Annotated in this window: 13 protein-coding genes and 1 pseudogene; 8 read left to right on the top strand and 6 right to left on the bottom strand. The window is 67.1% G+C overall.

The genetic code is table 11. From position 1 onward, the window contains the following. Positions 1-684 precede the first annotated feature (684 nt). The 4 genes from ABD224_RS17630 to ABD224_RS17615 all read right to left on the bottom strand — a co-directional run bounded on the left by ABD224_RS17630 (position 685) and on the right by ABD224_RS17615 (position 2,723). On the bottom strand, positions 685-1,134 hold the full coding sequence (locus ABD224_RS17630) for a hypothetical protein (RefSeq protein WP_344050828.1): 450 nt from the start codon (positions 1,132-1,134) through the stop codon (positions 685-687). Between the two features lie 356 nt (positions 1,135-1,490). Beyond that, a complete protein-coding gene (locus ABD224_RS29465; RefSeq protein ID WP_425580994.1) occupies positions 1,491-1,901 on the bottom strand; it encodes a hypothetical protein in 411 nt (136 codons plus the stop codon). Positions 1,902-1,974: 73 nt separating this feature from the next. Continuing rightward, a complete protein-coding gene (locus tag ABD224_RS17620; protein WP_344050826.1) occupies positions 1,975-2,199 on the bottom strand; it encodes a hypothetical protein in 225 nt (74 codons plus the stop codon). A 284-nt stretch (positions 2,200-2,483) separates the two neighbouring features. After that, positions 2,484-2,723, bottom strand: a complete 240-nt coding sequence (locus ABD224_RS17615) for a hypothetical protein (RefSeq protein WP_344050824.1) — start codon at positions 2,721-2,723, stop codon at positions 2,484-2,486. A 463-nt stretch (positions 2,724-3,186) separates the two neighbouring features. On the opposite strand from ABD224_RS17615, the gene ABD224_RS17610 reads away from it, so the two are divergent. The 4 genes from ABD224_RS17610 (at position 3,187) to ABD224_RS17595 (ending at position 9,119) form a co-directional block, all read left to right on the top strand. Beyond that, a complete protein-coding gene (locus ABD224_RS17610; RefSeq protein ID WP_344050822.1) occupies positions 3,187-4,488 on the top strand; it encodes a serine hydrolase domain-containing protein in 1,302 nt (433 codons plus the stop codon). Between the two features lie 553 nt (positions 4,489-5,041). After that, positions 5,042-5,779 (top strand): vWA domain-containing protein, encoded by a 738-nt coding sequence (locus ABD224_RS17605; RefSeq protein ID WP_344050842.1) that lies wholly within the window; start codon positions 5,042-5,044, stop codon positions 5,777-5,779. A 438-nt stretch (positions 5,780-6,217) separates the two neighbouring features. Continuing rightward, positions 6,218-6,583 carry a peptidoglycan-binding domain-containing protein gene (locus tag ABD224_RS17600; protein WP_344050820.1) on the top strand — a complete coding sequence of 122 codons (366 nt, stop codon included), beginning with the start codon at positions 6,218-6,220 and terminating at the stop codon, positions 6,581-6,583. Positions 6,584-7,577: 994 nt separating this feature from the next. Then, a complete protein-coding gene (locus ABD224_RS17595; RefSeq protein ID WP_344050818.1) occupies positions 7,578-9,119 on the top strand; it encodes a M28 family metallopeptidase in 1,542 nt (513 codons plus the stop codon). 259 nt (positions 9,120-9,378) lie between these two features. Here ABD224_RS17595 and ABD224_RS17590 read toward each other — a convergent pair whose 3' ends face one another. Further along, the gene (locus tag ABD224_RS17590; RefSeq protein ID WP_344050813.1) at positions 9,379-10,533 is read right to left on the bottom strand and encodes an NAD(P)-binding domain-containing protein; all 1,155 of its coding nucleotides are present in this window, start codon (positions 10,531-10,533) and stop codon (positions 9,379-9,381) included. A gap of 295 nt (positions 10,534-10,828) precedes the next feature. On the opposite strand from ABD224_RS17590, the gene ABD224_RS17585 reads away from it, so the two are divergent. The 4 genes and pseudogenes from ABD224_RS17585 to ABD224_RS17570 all read left to right on the top strand — a co-directional run. After that, positions 10,829-11,602, top strand: a complete 774-nt coding sequence (locus ABD224_RS17585) for an enoyl-CoA hydratase-related protein (protein WP_344050811.1) — start codon at positions 10,829-10,831, stop codon at positions 11,600-11,602. Between the two features lie 379 nt (positions 11,603-11,981). Further along, positions 11,982-12,629, top strand: a complete 648-nt coding sequence (locus ABD224_RS17580) for an ATP-dependent DNA ligase (protein WP_344050809.1) — start codon at positions 11,982-11,984, stop codon at positions 12,627-12,629. A gap of 456 nt (positions 12,630-13,085) precedes the next feature. Then, the gene (locus tag ABD224_RS17575; RefSeq protein WP_344050807.1) at positions 13,086-13,421 is read left to right on the top strand and encodes a hypothetical protein; all 336 of its coding nucleotides are present in this window, start codon (positions 13,086-13,088) and stop codon (positions 13,419-13,421) included. Between the two features lie 212 nt (positions 13,422-13,633). After that, a pseudogene (locus ABD224_RS17570) lies at positions 13,634-13,829 on the top strand (IS5/IS1182 family transposase); the annotation flags it as partial. Between the two features lie 206 nt (positions 13,830-14,035). On the opposite strand, the gene ABD224_RS17565 reads toward ABD224_RS17570, so the two are convergent. Next, positions 14,036-15,220, bottom strand: a complete 1,185-nt coding sequence (locus tag ABD224_RS17565) for a M48 family metalloprotease (RefSeq protein WP_344050805.1) — start codon at positions 15,218-15,220, stop codon at positions 14,036-14,038. Positions 15,221-15,374: the final 154 nt, after the last annotated feature.

Genomic DNA, 15,374 nt, shown 5'->3' with positions numbered 1-15,374 from the left:
CACCCCCCCCCCCAACGACCAGCAATCTGATCCGCGGAGACGTCGGCCCCTTCGGGGCCGGGTGATCCGCTCCGCGGATCAGATTGCTGGTCGTCGGAAGGGGTCTGGATCGCTCCGCGATCCGGACCCCTTCCGACTCTGCTGGTTCACTATGTGCAACTTGGTTTGTGGTTAAGGGGTGTTGGGGCCCGATCGCGGAGCGATCGGGCCTGGGCTGGCTACAGGAAGAGAGTGCTGGGTGACCGGCCTTGTTGACCGAGTATGTGATAGGGCGTCAGATATCTTGTCGGTGACGGGGGTTCGGTCCGGATCGGGGATTAAAGAGGCCAGCTGCTTTCAGCGTTTCAAAGCTTCGGCGTCCTTATCCTTTTCCGCTGCGGGCGTTGGAGAGCCGAACCAGACAATGAGGGTACGACCGATCCGCTGAAGTTCCTCACCGTTCTCGATGCTCCCAAACCCGCCACCATGCCAGGCAAAGCCAACTACTCACCGAAGCAAGAGCAAGGCCAATGCCACAAAAGAGGCCCATACGACCCAGGCAAACCACCACACGGTCAGCCATCACAGAGCCCCGAACCACAACCCACAGCACAGCACCCAAAACAGCCAGTGCCTCAGCCCCGCCGCCAAACTCCCACAACACAACCACACACCCAAACCCACCCACAACCCCAGAAACTACGGCTAAGCATTATCCCGTAATCCCACGATACTGAGGCTCATACGGTGTCCAGGTCGACGCCAATGGCACCGGCCGAGCGAAGTCGAACGCCCGAGGTCTCCGGTGAGGATGCAAGGGTGCCGGCGCCACCACCACAGATCGGGGCCGGGCAACCTGTGGAACTGACCGAGTGCCTGGCCATCGTCGTCGACGGTCGCGGCCTTGTACCGCTCGTCGAGAGCTTTGATCTGCAAAGTCCAGAGCTGGACGATGTGTTCGTCCAGCAGGAGCCACGCCTCGTGCAGCCAGTTTCGGCAGTAGAGATCGTTGGTGTACCCATAGACGTCGCCGCCATAACCGCGCTCGACGGCACCCACCAGGGCAGCCCACGCATTCACCCTTCCAGCAACCGTGAATGCCGCCCGCCAGCCGCGCCGGCGCAACAACTCTCCCACCTGAGTCTCAGCAGCCACAGGCGTGAAGCTCCCATACCGAAACCCTCCGAACAACCCTGATATTTCCAGAAGTTGGCGAACGCCCCACAGCCTGACGAGAGAATCCCACCACGGCTGGTGCGATCACAGCCTCAGAACCCTCCCGGACAACCCCGTCCACCAGGCTGAACCCACGAGCAGTTCAGCAAACTGATCACAGCACCGCACCAGAAAGACACAGACCCACGGAAACACGCGGCCCGGCCACACCGGGCCGGACACTGAGCAGAAATACGTGGCATCGAGAACCTTCCCCGCCGTGGCCAGACCGTACCCGTCCGAACGCGCAGAACCGCACCATCGTTGCCTCAAGCACCAGAAAGACCCGCAGCGATCTACGCAGTGAACAGCCCACCAACCACAGACGGCACGCTGATCCCCACCCGTGACCACTCGTTGGCCGCCTCCTCAAAGAACCACCAGTATTCGACAAATCCGCAGGTGCTGATCACGGCAAAGACCCGGATGGTGCGGGCGGTCGGCCGTCCGTTGCCGGGCAACCGCAACAACCGCACGGCCTCGCCGAGTCCGGCATCGAGAAGGCCGACGGCCGTGCCACCGTACTTGCCGACGGTGACTACCGGGGCACTGGTGCCCTCATCCCGCACCGCCGCCGAACCGGACAGGACCGCCCACCGCGGTGGAAGGAGCAGCACAACGCCCCCCCATCGACAAGTCCGGGCCCGCATCGAGCACGTCTTCGCGCGGATGAAGAACTGGAAGATCGTAAGGAACTGCCAGCTCAAGGGCGATAGCGTCCACCGGGCGACCAATGACGTCACCCGCATGCACAACCCCACCCCCGCCGGCTAAGTCGGCTCACTCCGGCACGCTCACCCCAAGTGCACGCAAGCGCGGTACAGCAGCGGCAAGGCAAGCCTCCACCGACACCGCATCAACCCGCACCACCTGCCCACCCAGCGGCTCACCACTGGCGACGAAGGTCCACGGACGGGACTGCTCCAACATCCGCTCACCGTCCGCCTTGACCAATGCGGTCACCCCCTGCCCGGCAAGCGTCTCCAAGACCGACACGATGTCCACGCGCACCCCCGCCCTCCGCTCGGCAAAGCACGTTACAACTACCGATCACCATTACGAAACAACCTTTAGCACGGCCAAGGCGAAGAAGATCACGTTGGTCGTCATCTCAGCCCACTGCCGGGAGAGGTCGATCCGGTGCAAGTGATCACAAAGCCGGGCACCAACTGGTCAGCTACCTACGGTAGATATCCCGCAACCTGAACCACACGCCAAGCAACAATGTTGCCATCCAGTGCAGTCAACAGACTCGACAGCACACGTACATCACCAAGACATACCGGAGTTCAAACGGCTTCCCTATGGCCTTTGCGGAGCTGTGGGTCGAATGCGGCCCACACGTTGGAGCCGTGCGCTGCACGTTGGGCGTTGATGTAGATAGAAAACGCTTCTTGGGCTGGAGCAGCGATGAGGTGGCAGGTTTTCAGGACGACAGCAGCCTCGGCAACGACCTCCTGATCGGTCATAGTGAGTCGGCCAGCAATCCGCAAAAGGAGCCAGGTGTAGTCCTCGTACCAGGTACACATCAGCCCCCCGCTCATAACGGATCGCATCCAGACGCAAGCCTGAGTCGAGGCTGTTCAACTGCTCTGCCAGCACCGCTGCGTGCTCGGACACCCAGGCCTTCAGTGTTTCGTGAGAGGTACGTAGCGGAGCCGTGATCGGTGCGTACACGCGTGTGCGCCAGTCGTACGCCGCGAAAACCGTGCTGGATAGTCGGAGGTGGGTTCGCCCAGTCGCATGGCTTCGCCGTTCGGGCTCTATTCTCCGTTGGAAGCATCCCGGCGATGCCTTTGAGGCATTCCTCCAGCCCGCTGACCGACTTTCTCTTGCTCTTATTGCGATATGCCGGATTAGTTCTATGGGTGACGGGATGTCAGAACATCGATTGCGTCAATGATCATCCTCGGGGATGATGTAAGGCACGTTGACGACCCATGAGGATTACTCAGAAAGCGGAAAGCGGATCAACACCAGGAGGGGAAAGCCTTGCGTATCAAACGACTTGCCGGAGTCGTCCTCGGCGCCGCTCTGTTCATGGTCGCCGCGGTGCCGACGGCGTCGGCCGGCACGGAGACTACCTCACCGGCGGCCAGGTCCTTAGACCGTGCCGTTCTGCGCACCACGCTGGACGCTGTCCACGAAGCAGGTATGTACGGCAGCTACTCGTCCGTTCGTGCGGGCATCGAGCGGTGGACCGGCGCGTCCGGGCTCGCCGATGTGGACACCGGGCGTCCCGTCACGCCTGGCATGCGGCACCGAGTGGGCAGCATCAGCAAGACGTTCACCGCCGTCGCAGTGCTCCAGCAGGTGGAACGCGGCCGGATCCGGCTCGACGCGCCGATCGGTGAGTATCTCCCGGAGCTGGTCAAAGGGGAGCGGGGCCGGGAGGTGACCGTGCGGATGCTCCTCAATCACACCAGTGGGATCGGCGACTACATTCTGGGGGCCTTTCCTTCGCTGGCCGAAGGTTCCACGGCCAGTCTCGACGAAGAACGCTTCCGTTTCATCAGGCCCGAGGAACTGGTGCGGCTCGGCCTGGCGGCGCCCGCCACGGGACGGCCCAGCGAGCAGCCGGGGTCGTACTCCAACACCAACTACGTGCTCGCCGGGCTGCTCCTGGAGAAGGTCACCGGTCAGGACGCCAGGACGTACCTCACCCGCAATGTCATAGACCGGGCCGGGCTGCGCGCGACCTTCTACCCGCGCACCCCGTACATCAAGGGCCCGCACTCCCGGATGTACGAATCCTTCTACGGTCTGATCGACCCGCCCCGTGATTACAGCGTCTACGACATGTCCTGGGCGTCCACTGCGGGGGCGATCGTCTCGACCACCGACGACCTGAACCGCTTCTACCGCGCTCTGCTGACCGGCAAATTGATCGGATCGGCAGCCCTGGACGAGATGCTGCGCACGGTTCCCGTCACCGTCGGCGGCAGTGACAGCATCGACTACGGCCTCGGCATCTACGTGGTCGACCTGCCCGGCTGCGGCCGCTTCTGGGGCCACAGCGGAGCGGTCTTCGGGGCCGGCACGATCGCGTTGTCCAGCCGTGACGGCAAGCGCCAACTCGCCATGGGCTGGAACTTGATGAAGTACCAGCGCATGAACGAAGAAGGTACAGCACTGGAGCCGAGCCCGATCGACGCCGCCATCGATGAACACATCGTCCAGGCACTCTGCCGGGCCCCGGGGTCCCGTAAGCCGGCCGCAGTCACTCGGCACCTCCTTCCCGAGGGGCTGCCCGGAGCGGACCTCTCTTCCGGTCAGTGGATCAACCGCGGCTGAGACCGGCTCGTCCGGGGTGAATGTACGGGCGCAGCCCTTCCTCGGTACCTCCGACTGCGGTGCGTCATCCGCTCTTGAACCGCAAATCACTCGGTCTGTTGCCCGCCCTCACGGGAATGGTCGCGGCGGCCTTCTCGTCGAGTCGTGGTGGCTCAGCTGCTCCCCGCGGTTGAGCCACTGCGGTCGTTGAAATGAATGATCGTTGCTCGCTCGTGTCGGGAACCTGGGTTTCCCGGGTGGGTGGTTGGTCACCGGAGACAAGTGAAGTGAGGTCTGGGGGAGGCGGGGTGGGAGACAGGGCGGAAGGTGGGCACGGGGTGCTGACAGTCACGTTCGAAGTGGTCAGTCTCAGCCTGCACGACGCTGCGTAAGCCTTCCTGCAGGAGTTCGGCGGTTCGACCGTGAACACGGCTGGACCGGGTCCCACGCTCCGGGTCATCGGCCATGGCTCGATCTGCCGTGCCCGCAACCTGGCGGAACCGAAACTCGTGTACAAAGCCACTGCACCTGTTGCTCCGCCAGGGCGCATAGCAAGATCGAGAGAGTGAGCGAGATGAACGGCAGCGAACGCACCGCGGCCATCAGCCTGTCCAAGTTCCAGGATGCGGCACCGGGCCTGGTCAATCTCTACAAGACAGCCGGTGCGCGTATCCGTCACCATGGTCTGGAGGGGCTGCGCGCCGCGGTTTATCTCGTGCTGGACCGCTCGGGGTCCATGCGTCCGTATTACAAGGACGGCACCGTTCAGCATCTCGCCGAGCAGGTTTTGAGTCTGGCCGCGCACTTCGACGACGACGGCGCCGTACCCGTGGTGTTCTTCTCCACCGATGTCGACGGCGTCACCAGCCTCGAACTCGGCGGCCATCAGGGCCGCATCGAAAAGCTGCATCAGAGCCTGGGCCACATGGGCCGCACGAATTACCACTGGGCCATGGATGCGGTCATCGATCACTACCTCGACTCCGGCAGCCGCGCCCCGGCTCTGGTGGTCTTCCAGACGGATGGCGGGCCCACGAGCCGGCCCGCTGCCGAACGTTATCTGTGCAAGGCCGCGCGGCTTCCGTTGTTCTGGCAGTTCATCGGGTTCGGCGACCCGGACGACAACGAGTTTGCATTCCTGCGCAAGCTCGACGAGCTGGCCGTACCAGAGCGCCGTGTCGTGGACAACGCGGGCTTCTTCCCTGCCGGTCGTGATCCCCGCAAAGTCGACGATCAGCTGCTGTACGACCAGCTTCTTGGAGAATTCCCCGCTTGGCTGGCGGCTGCGCGCGACGCCCGTATCCTGCGCTGAGAAGAGCTCGATGGTGTTCTCGGCGTCGAGTCGTCCCTCGGGCAGGGAGCAGGCCGGCCCAGCTGTCGGGTGCAGCTCGAGGAACGAGGCAGCGGTGATCGCGCCGAGAAGCGGTCTGGCGTGAGCCTGACAGCGTGGAGCCGGTCAGCCGCTAGTGATCGGCGATCGTGGTGAAGGCAGCCTTGGGGTGCTTAGGTCAGGTCGGGATGGTGTCGCCGTGGCCGTTCTTGATGATTTTGACGATGCCGAGGTCGGCGGGGTCGTGGTTGTCGTGGGGCGCCGTCGGCTCGGAGGGCATGTCGTCGTCCCCCCGTTCCTGCCGCCGCTCGAGTGAGCGGTGCGCAATTCGCGGTCACTGCTGAACGTGGGCATCATGAGGGTGTACATCACCCCAGACGCCGAGCCTTTCCAGCAAGTGGCCAGATCGGAAGGAACGGCATGAGACAGCACGGATTGCTCACCTTGGGGGCAGGGCTGTGCGCAGCCGCAGCACTGGGCCTGGCGGCACCGCATCCCGCCCTGGCCGCCCCTGATAGCTGTTCCTATACGTCACCGACGCATCAGCCCACGCTTACGCACGGTGACACCGGTGCGGCGGTCAAGCAGGCGCAGTGCCTGAGCAATATGTGGGGAGGCGAACCGCCCAAGCTGCCCCTCGACGGGGTGTTCGACTCGGTCATGCTGAAGAAGATCAAGTGGATCCAGGGCTGCCACGGCCTGCCGCAGAACGGTGTCATCAAGGACCGCACATGGCAGGTGCTGTACCACCCGGCTCTGGACTGTTACGACCCGTATCCCGTCTGAGCACGTCATCAGTCGAAAATAGTTTGCTCAGGCGATCTGTCGTGCAGCCCACTGCGAGCTTGAAGACGTAGGGGATGGGCGCCCTACCGGAGGGGCTCGAGCGTTGCGTTCGTGAACTTGAGGTGGGGATCTCCTTTTCCATGTGAGGCTGGGACCGCTCCCAGAGGGGGCAGCCGGTGACGTTCCAGGGCGGCCGCGTCGTCCAGCAGAGCGATCATTAGCGCGCCCGGGGCAACGGGTTGGGTGCGCTGTACGCCGAGTGCGCGGCAGTGCTGTGTCAGGGCAGCTGCGCTGGAGCGTGGGGAGGCACCGGCACAGGTGGGCAATGGTCTTCTCCTGCTCGTTGTCCCCAAGCCGCTGTTCAGCCGGCATTCCCGTCAGGTCCTTCCGCAGCAAGGCGAGTGCATGCGCTGGGTTCCATCGCGGTTTCTGTCATGAAGGCCGTCCGCCTGCCTGAGTGCCCAGCGGAAGGTGCCCCAGTTCTGCGGTCGGCTCGTCAGTATCAGGGCCGCTTCCTCGTCACTCCAGAAAGTCGTTGCCTCGCTGTCAGGTCTGGGTGTGCCGGCCGGTGAGGCGGTTCTCGTCGAAGTGCACGAGATGTCGGCTGCCGTGGGCTGAAGCATCGTTGTGGCGCACAGCGCTCGCGGCTCTGCGGCTGACGGCTTGTCGGGAATCGTGGTAGCCAATTGCTCCGGGCAGTGGTCGGTGTTCGCCTCCGATATGCCCTGAGTGCTGGTCAGCATCGGTGACTTCCAGTCACCTTCATGCGTATCAGCGGCGGATCGGTGCGCCTGGCGTCCGCGCGGGCGATGTCGGCACTGATGGTTCCTGTCAATCCATTATCAAGCGCTTGCTGAGCAGATACCTTTCTCCTTGCCGGTGGCAGTGGACGGAGCGATCCAGCCGTCCTTGTCTGCCTCGGAGTACCGCGCACGCCGTTCAGCCTGTTTCAGCCATTACGCCTGTCTCTCTCGGACCGCCGGAAGGAAGCGTTTTGAACGCTCGGAAACGCCGCACCACGGCAGCCGCCGTATCCGTCGCGGGGCTCATGGCGCCGCTGCTGCTGATCGGGGCGGGCACTGCCTCCGCCCACAGCGCCCTTGCCAAGGAGGCTGCCAGACTCTCGAAGAAACTCGTGAAGAAGAGCAGCGCCGAGGACGCCTACAGACATCTGAAGCAATTTCAGCAGATCGCCGACAGGAACGGGAACACCCGGGTGGCCGGGTCGGAGGGGCACCGGCAGTCGGCCCAGTACGTCGAAGGCCTGCTGCGGAAGGCCGGGTACTCGGTGACCCGGCACGAGTTCGACTACCCGTTCACCGAGACGCTGGCGCAGAGCCTGCGGGTGGTGTCGCCGCAGCAGCAGGACATCCCGGTGAACGCCATGACGTACTCCGCCAGCAGCCCGGCCGGCGGCATCACCGCCCCGGTCGCGGTGGTGCCGGTCGACGACACCACCGGCTGCGAGCCGGAGGACTACGCCTCCGGGACGTTCACCGGCAAGATCGCGCTGATCCGGCGCGGCGGCTGCACCTTTGCGGAGAAGCAGGAGGCCGCCGCCGGTGCGGGCGCGGTCGGCGCGATCATCTACAACAACACCGAGGGTGCGCTCAACGGAACCCTGGGAGACCCGTCCGCCGCCAGAATCCCGGTCGGCGGTGTCACGCGGGAGGAGGGCGAGGCGCTCGCGGCCAAGGCCGCCGCCGGCACGGTGACCGTCAACCTGGAGATCCGCACCTTCGTGGAGACCCGGCGCACCTACAACGTGATCGCCGAGACCAAGGGCGGCGACGCCGGCAATGTGGTGATGTTCGGTGCCCATCTGGACTCGGTGGCGGACGGCCCGGGCATCAACGACAACGGCTCCGGCTCCGCCGGCATCCTCGATGTGGCCCTGAAGCTCGCCCACCAGAAGACCAGGAACAAGGTACGTTTCGCCTGGTGGTCGGCGGAGGAGTTCGGTCTGCTGGGTTCGAAGGCGTATGTCGGCAGCCTCTCGGAGGCGGAGCGCGCGAAGATCAAGCTGTATCTGAACTTCGACATGATCGCCTCGCCGAACTACGCCCAGTTCGTCTACGACGGCGACGACTCCGACCAGGTCGGTGCCGGTCCCGGCCCGGAGGGCTCGGCGCAGCTGGAGCGGCAGATCACCGATTACCTGGACAGCCGGCGCATCCCGTACGAGGGCACCGACTTCACCGGCCGGTCGGACTACGGGCCGTTCATCGAGGTGGGCATCCCCTCGGGGGGTACCTTCACCGGTGCCGAGGGCGTCAAGACGGCCGAGCAGGCGAAGGTGTACGGCGGCAGGGCCGGTGTTGCGTACGACGCCTGCTACCACGACGCTTGCGACACCCTGAAGAACATCAACATGAAGGCGTTCGACGTCAACATCGACGTCATCGCCAACGCGGTGGGCCAGTACGCCTGGGACATCAGCGTTCTGAGCAAGCCGGTGACGCCGCGGAACACCAAGGGTTCGGCGGGCAGCGGCGGTGGCCTGCACGAGGGTCACGGCCATGAGGTCACCGAGTGATTCCGTGTGCACAGGGGCCGGCGTGGCTGCGCCGGCCCCTTCTGTCCTGACAGAAGCAGCGGGTGGTGGCCGAGGTGCCGCGGAAGCCCGTCGGGCGGTCCGACGGTCACCCGCCCCTGTGCGGTCGGGCTTGCAGCCTGTGGCCTCGCGGGGCTCGTATGGGCGGAAGACTTCTGTGCCTGGTCTCCCAGGTCAGGAGTTCTGCCGGGTGCGCGGAAGTGTGGAACGCCGGTGCGTCGTCGGTGCCAGGGGCGTGCCGTCAGCCCCAGCGTGACCGGAGCGCCCGCAGGAGGACGGCGGAGGAGGCCGGTGCGGCTTTGACGAATCCGAAGAAGGGGCCGAAGTCCTGTGTGGCGGCGAAGCCTGTGAGGTAGAGGCCCGGCACCGTGCTCTGGAGGCCCTCGTCGAGAACGGGGAAGCCGTTGCGGGTGTCGATCCGGTCGAGGAGGTCCGCCAAGTAGGGGACGCGTGCGAGGGCCGGCGCGTATCCGGTGGCGAACACTATCCGGTCGACCTGCAGGACTTCGCTGTTCGACAGAACGATCCGCACGCAGCCGCCGTTTCCGCCGTCGTCCACGTGCACCACCTGGCACTGCGGCCATACATGGACGGCGGAAGAGCTCAGGCGCGGCGGCAACCACGGCTCCAGCGTCGCCCGTCCGGCCTGCCAGCACCGGGCGACGATCATGGCTTGCTCCGTGGACGTCAGCCGACGCCACCAGCCCTCCACGTGCAGCGTGCTCTCCACGTAGTCGTCGAAGAAGTCCCAGCTCACCGCCTCGAAGCGGGGCGCAGGATGGCGGTGCACGATGTCGATGCGCTCCGCGCCGTGCTCACTGATCAGCGCCGCCCACTCGTACGCGCTCTGCCGGCCTCCCACGATCAGGACGCGCCGCCCCGCCAGCCTCTCGAAGGAGACCAGATCACCGCTGTGGGCGGCGCGGCCGGGCGCCACCTCGGCAGCCCAGTCCGGGAGCACCCCGAAATAGCCGACGCCGGGGGCAGCGAGTACCACGTCGCTGCACACGCGTCCGCCTCCGGAGAGTTCGGCCTCGAATCCGCCGCCGTGCCGGGTGAGGCCCGTGACGAGCTCCTCCCGGACATCTATCCGTTTGGCCTCGCGGAACCAGTCGGCGTAGTCGAGGAACACAGTGACGGGGATCGGGGCGGCCTCATCGGCGGTGAGGCACCGTTCGTGCAGGTAAGCCCGCAGGGTGTGCTCCTCGGTGGCGTCCAGGTGCCAGTCGGGGCCCGACCGCAGGAGCAGTCCGCCGGGCATGTGCTCGCGCCAGAAGCTCATGGGCCGGCCGACCGTGACCGTGTCGATGCCGTGCTCTCGGGCGAGCGCGGCCGCGGACAGGCCGAACGGGCCGGCACCGACGATGAGCATGTGCGTGACGGTGGTGTCCTTCACGGTCCGGCTCCTGTCCCCTGGCTCGGGCGCGGGCCGTTCGGCACACGGCCGGCGGTTCGTCGGCGTCCGGGGCACCGGCTCTCGCACCGGCTTCAGGTGACGCGATCCTCACCGGGGCTCTCCCCTTCAGGCGACAGCCCCACTCCTGCCGAGGCTCTCTCGGTGGTGGACACCGCCGCAACTCAAGGGCCGTCGGACCTGCTGGGCCCGGTACGCACAGGTACCGGAAATCCTGGCCCTTCGCCGGGGACGAGGAGTCGGCGCGCGGCGCGTTCACCGGGCGTAGGGTGGGGGCATGGCCGCGTACGAGCACCTCACGGTGGCGGCTCGAGAAGGATGCGCCCGGGTCACCTTGGATCACCCCGAACGCAGAAACGCCCTGAGCCGGGGCATGCTCCGGGATCTGCACAAGGCCCTCACCGAGGTGGCTGATTCCTCGGCCACGGGTGTCGTACTGGCAGCGCATGGGCCGGTCTTCTGCTCCGGGCACGACTTCGCCGACGTCCTTGCCGCGGACTCCGACGGCATCCGGGAGCTGCTGGAGCTGTGCACCGGTGTGATGCAGTTGATCCACTCCGTGCCGCAGGTCGTGGTGGCCCGGGTGCACGCGCTGGCCACGGCCGCCGGCTGCCAACTGGTGGCGACCTGCGATCTGGCGGTGGCCGGGGAGTCCGCCGGTTTCGCCCTCCCCGGGGGCAGGGGAGGCTGGTTCTGCCATACCCCCGCCGTTCCGGTGGCCCGCTCGATCGGACGCAAGAGGCTCATGGAGATGGCCCTCACCGGCGATGTGATCGACGCCCGTACCGCCGCCGACTGGGGGCTGATCAATCGAGCGGTTCCCGACGGGGAGCTGGACGCGGCCGTCGAAGAGCTGCTGCTCCGCGCCACCCGTGGCAGCCCGGCCAGCAAGGCACTGGGCAAACGGGCTCTCTACGCTCAGCTGGACCGCCCGGAGACCGACGCCTACGAGATCGCCGGTGAGGTCATGGCCGCCTCCTCCCAGTCCCCGGCGGCTCGCGAAGGCATCGCCTCCTTCCTTGGGAAGCGGACGCCCGAATGGCCTGAATGAAGGTGGCCGCCGGCTTCCAGGTGCGGCTTGCGTCCATGGCTGCGACCGTATGGGTGAGGGGGACGTACGGGCTGGCGAGGACGGAGGCGGCCGGCGTGCTGAGGGCGGATCCCACGCTCCTGCGAGAGCTGGTCGAGCGATGCGGGGCGCTCGGGCGGCGCCTGGCGCCTGGTGGCAACGCGGAGACCGCACGTCAGCCTGGGAGCGTGACGCACGCCCCGCATGCGGTCACAGGCGCCTGCCGGACGGACGCGGCGCTGCATGGGGCGCTGTATGCGACGCGCAGGCGGTCGGCCGGCACCACACGGCACCTGAGCAGCCTCTTTGCCGCTGAGCAGGGCGGTCGACAACGCCTCACGGGAGTCAGGTGGAAACAGCCATGAGTGTGCACTTGTCGTCGGCCTCGCGGGACGTACTGCCTCTGCTGTCACCGATGCTTGCGGTGATCGGCCCGCTGCCCGCACCGGAGACCGAAGCCGAGTATGCGTACGAGACACTGTGGAACGGCGCCCGGGTCCTCGTCCATCTGCCCGGCGACGGCACCGTCCGCCTGCTCTCGGCGACGGGGCTGGACGTCACTGCCCAGTACCCGGAATTCCGGTCGCTGGCTTCCGCGCTGCCCGTTCCGGAGGCGGTGCTCGACGCCGAGATCGTCGCTCTGGACAGCAAGGGCCGTCCCTCGGTGGAGCGGTTGCAGCAGCGGATGAGCCTGCGCCATCCGGACGCGGTCGCCCACGCGACCCGGGATCTGCCCGTTCAGCTGACGATCTTCGACATCCTCTATCTGGGCGAGCCCACGGTGCAGCTGCCCTATACCTCGCGCCGGGATCTGCTGGACGATCTCAATCTGACCGGACCCGGTGTCGCCGTGCCCGCCGCCTGGCCCGCGCTCGCCTCCCAGGCATTCGAGCAATCCGTCCGGGAAGGCTTCGACGGCGTGGTCGCCAAACGGCTCACCAGCCCCTACTTGCCCGGGCGCCGTTCCCGCGACTGGATCAAGATCAAGCAGGGAGACGCGGACGCATGAGCCGTACACCGCCGGTTCTTCCTCCTCCGGCAGCGGCTTGCCTTGCCGGGTCTTGCTCCCGGTCGGGCAGGAGTTCGTCGGCCGGCGCAGGGAGGGCGGCTGCTCGAAGAGGCCTTGAGGCTTGTCGCGTCCTGCGCACGGGCCAGTGCCGGGCCGGGCAGGTGTGGGGCCCACCCGTGAAGGCCATCGGTCCCCGCTCCGCCCCTGACCGAGCGTCACTTCAACTGCGGGAAGCTGCTTGCCGGGTGGGGCAGCCATACGCGAACAGGGCTGAGACTCCTGTGGGTTCGCGCGAACCGTGGGCAACCCTCCATGGGAACTGTCGGCATCATATGAGTCATGGGAGCAGCAGGAACGGCACCAGAGCCGGAGTCCTCGCCTCAAAGGGGGCCGGCCCTCCTGGGTGAGGTGGCGTGTCGTTACCAGGCGGGTGAGATCTACTCGGAGGACCTGCCGATGCTTGCTGCCGAGGCACTCGCAGCCGGGCTGGACACCCCGGCGTTGTGCGAGCTCGCCGGCTTGCCGCGCAACGCGGACACCCGCGACATCCGCGACGCGTTCGAGCAAGCACTCTCCGAGGCCGGAATCGAGTTGCCTGATCCGGGTCTGGCACGGCGCCACGCGCTGCGTCGGCTGGCGGCACGGCTGCTCCATGGGGAAATCGCTCCCGCCGACCTGGCGTCGGATGACTGGTGGGAGACGGAGGCCGAAACTGCCGAGGAGCGATCGTTCGTATCGCTGCTCCCCGCCGTGCGGGTGCCACGTGTGCATCAAGTACGTGCTGGGGCTTGACCAGCGGACGTGGGCGGCCGAGCTGCGGAACGCCGCGCTCGCCCTGACATCCTCTCCGCCGATCGGCCCCGGCTGCTGACTCCGCCCCGACGGCGTGCCTCTCCCGTCGAAGGCGTGTGCCGGCGGATCCTGTACGGTTCGACGATCAGCTCACCTGTCAGCCCCGTATCCACAGCCGGCCGAAAAGCCCAGGCCGGAGGGGGCACGAGCGAGGCGGACGCCCCCGTACCCGGCCTGGTCACGTCAGTGGTGACAAGGGCGCACAGCTCCCGCCGTAACCGCCGCTGTGTGCGAAGACGCCGCATCCGGCACACGGTCCCGGAACCGAAGGACCAGCGGGTTGGCCGGCCACGCAAAGGCGGAGAAGGCGGCAGGCCCGTCGGCTTCGACCGCGACCGTCACCGCCGCAGCGATCCGGCCCTGGCTCCGTCAGTGATCCGCCGGACAGAACCTGAAGGTGCGGGGCCCGCAGGGGTGCCGCGGGCCCCTGCGGAGCGCCGTGGGCTTCGTGAGGACGTGTGCCCAGCAGGCGGGGCCCGCCGAAGGGGGCGGTCACCTGCGGAAGGCGAGCGCCCTTCGGCGTGTCCGGTGTCCGCCGTACTCCCTTTGCCGATTCACAGGCCGACCCGGAGATAGGGCTCCAGAGCGCGTATGCGGTCATGCGGCTCGGGATGCGTGGACAGAAGGCGGGCCAGTGCACCCGGCTTCTTCAGCCGCTTCCCGGCCGCTGCGGCACGGGCCCGCTCGGCCTCCTGCTGGGCCTGGAGGAAGTGCAGCACTTCCACCATCTTCGGGGCGAAACCGAGTTCGGCGGCCTGCTGGTCGGCGCGCAGCTCGCCCTTGCGGCCGGCGAAGGCCAGCAGATAGGGGGCGAGCAGCAGGGGGATCGTGACGAACCAGGCGGACACGAGGGCGGCAACCGCGACCATCCCCATGAACAGCACCAGGACCCCGGTCACCATCACGGAGATCCTGCTGGCCACCAGCACGAGCACGCCGGCCAGGAACTTGGTGACCCACCAGGCGATCCGGCCCGGCAGCGCGTACCAGTGGCCGAGCAGGCCCGCCCATGCGTGGCCTCCGATGTGGTGGCCCAGTTCATGGGCGAGAACGGCAGCGAGGTTGCTGCTCGGGATCTCCCGCAGGGTGTACGTCGTGACGCCGACCACGTGGCCGGCGGCGGCCACCGCGTTCAGCTCCTCGCTGTTCTCCACCAGCAGCTCGTAGGTGTGCGCCTCGATGCCCGCGCGAGCGGTCACCTCCCGCCATACGGGTGCGAGCCGCGCCCATTCCTCCGGTGTCGGTGGCCGTAACCCCAGCACCCGGCGGGCGAACAGCAGTTCCGTGGGGCGGTGGAAGACGAGCCCGCCCGCCGCCAGCCACGCCAGCAGGACGAGCCAGGCGACCGCGGTGCCGCCCATCGCCAGGCCCACCGCGAACACGAGCACCGCGCTCACCAGGGCACCCGGCAGGTGCACCATGAGCTGTCCCACCGCCGTGGCATCGGCTCCCCGCTGGTGAGCGGCGACATTGATGCGGGAGCCCAGGTGCCGGTAGTCCAGGTCGTCCGGAGCGATGGCGGGCAGCGGCGGGGTACCGGGGGCCGGCGGCTTCGGGGGTGCGACGGGCGGGTGCGGGGCAGGCGAGGGCGGGGCGGGGTGCGCAAGCGGGGCGGGAGGGCCGGCGGTGAACCCGGCCGCGGCACCGCCCGGATACGGCGGCGAGGCGATGCCGGAGTGGTGCGGCGCCGCGGCCGGGTACGGAACCCCGGGGGTGATCGTCCCCTCGGGACGGATCATCCCTTCCGCCGGCGGGTGTGGGGCGGTCGCGGGAAGAGGCGGGGTGCCCACCGGGGACTCCGGATACCGCGGCCCTGTTCCGGGATGCGGGCGCGGTCCTGCGGAATACCCGTGGAAGCCGGTGGGATCCGGGCCCGGGTCCGCCGGGCGGACC

The organism is Streptomyces thermoalcalitolerans (assembly GCF_039525155.1).
GTDB lineage: Bacteria > Actinomycetota > Actinomycetes > Streptomycetales > Streptomycetaceae > Streptomyces > Streptomyces thermovulgaris.
The sequence above is the reverse complement of the archived record's forward strand: the minus strand, read 5'-3'. Positions and strand labels throughout refer to the sequence as shown.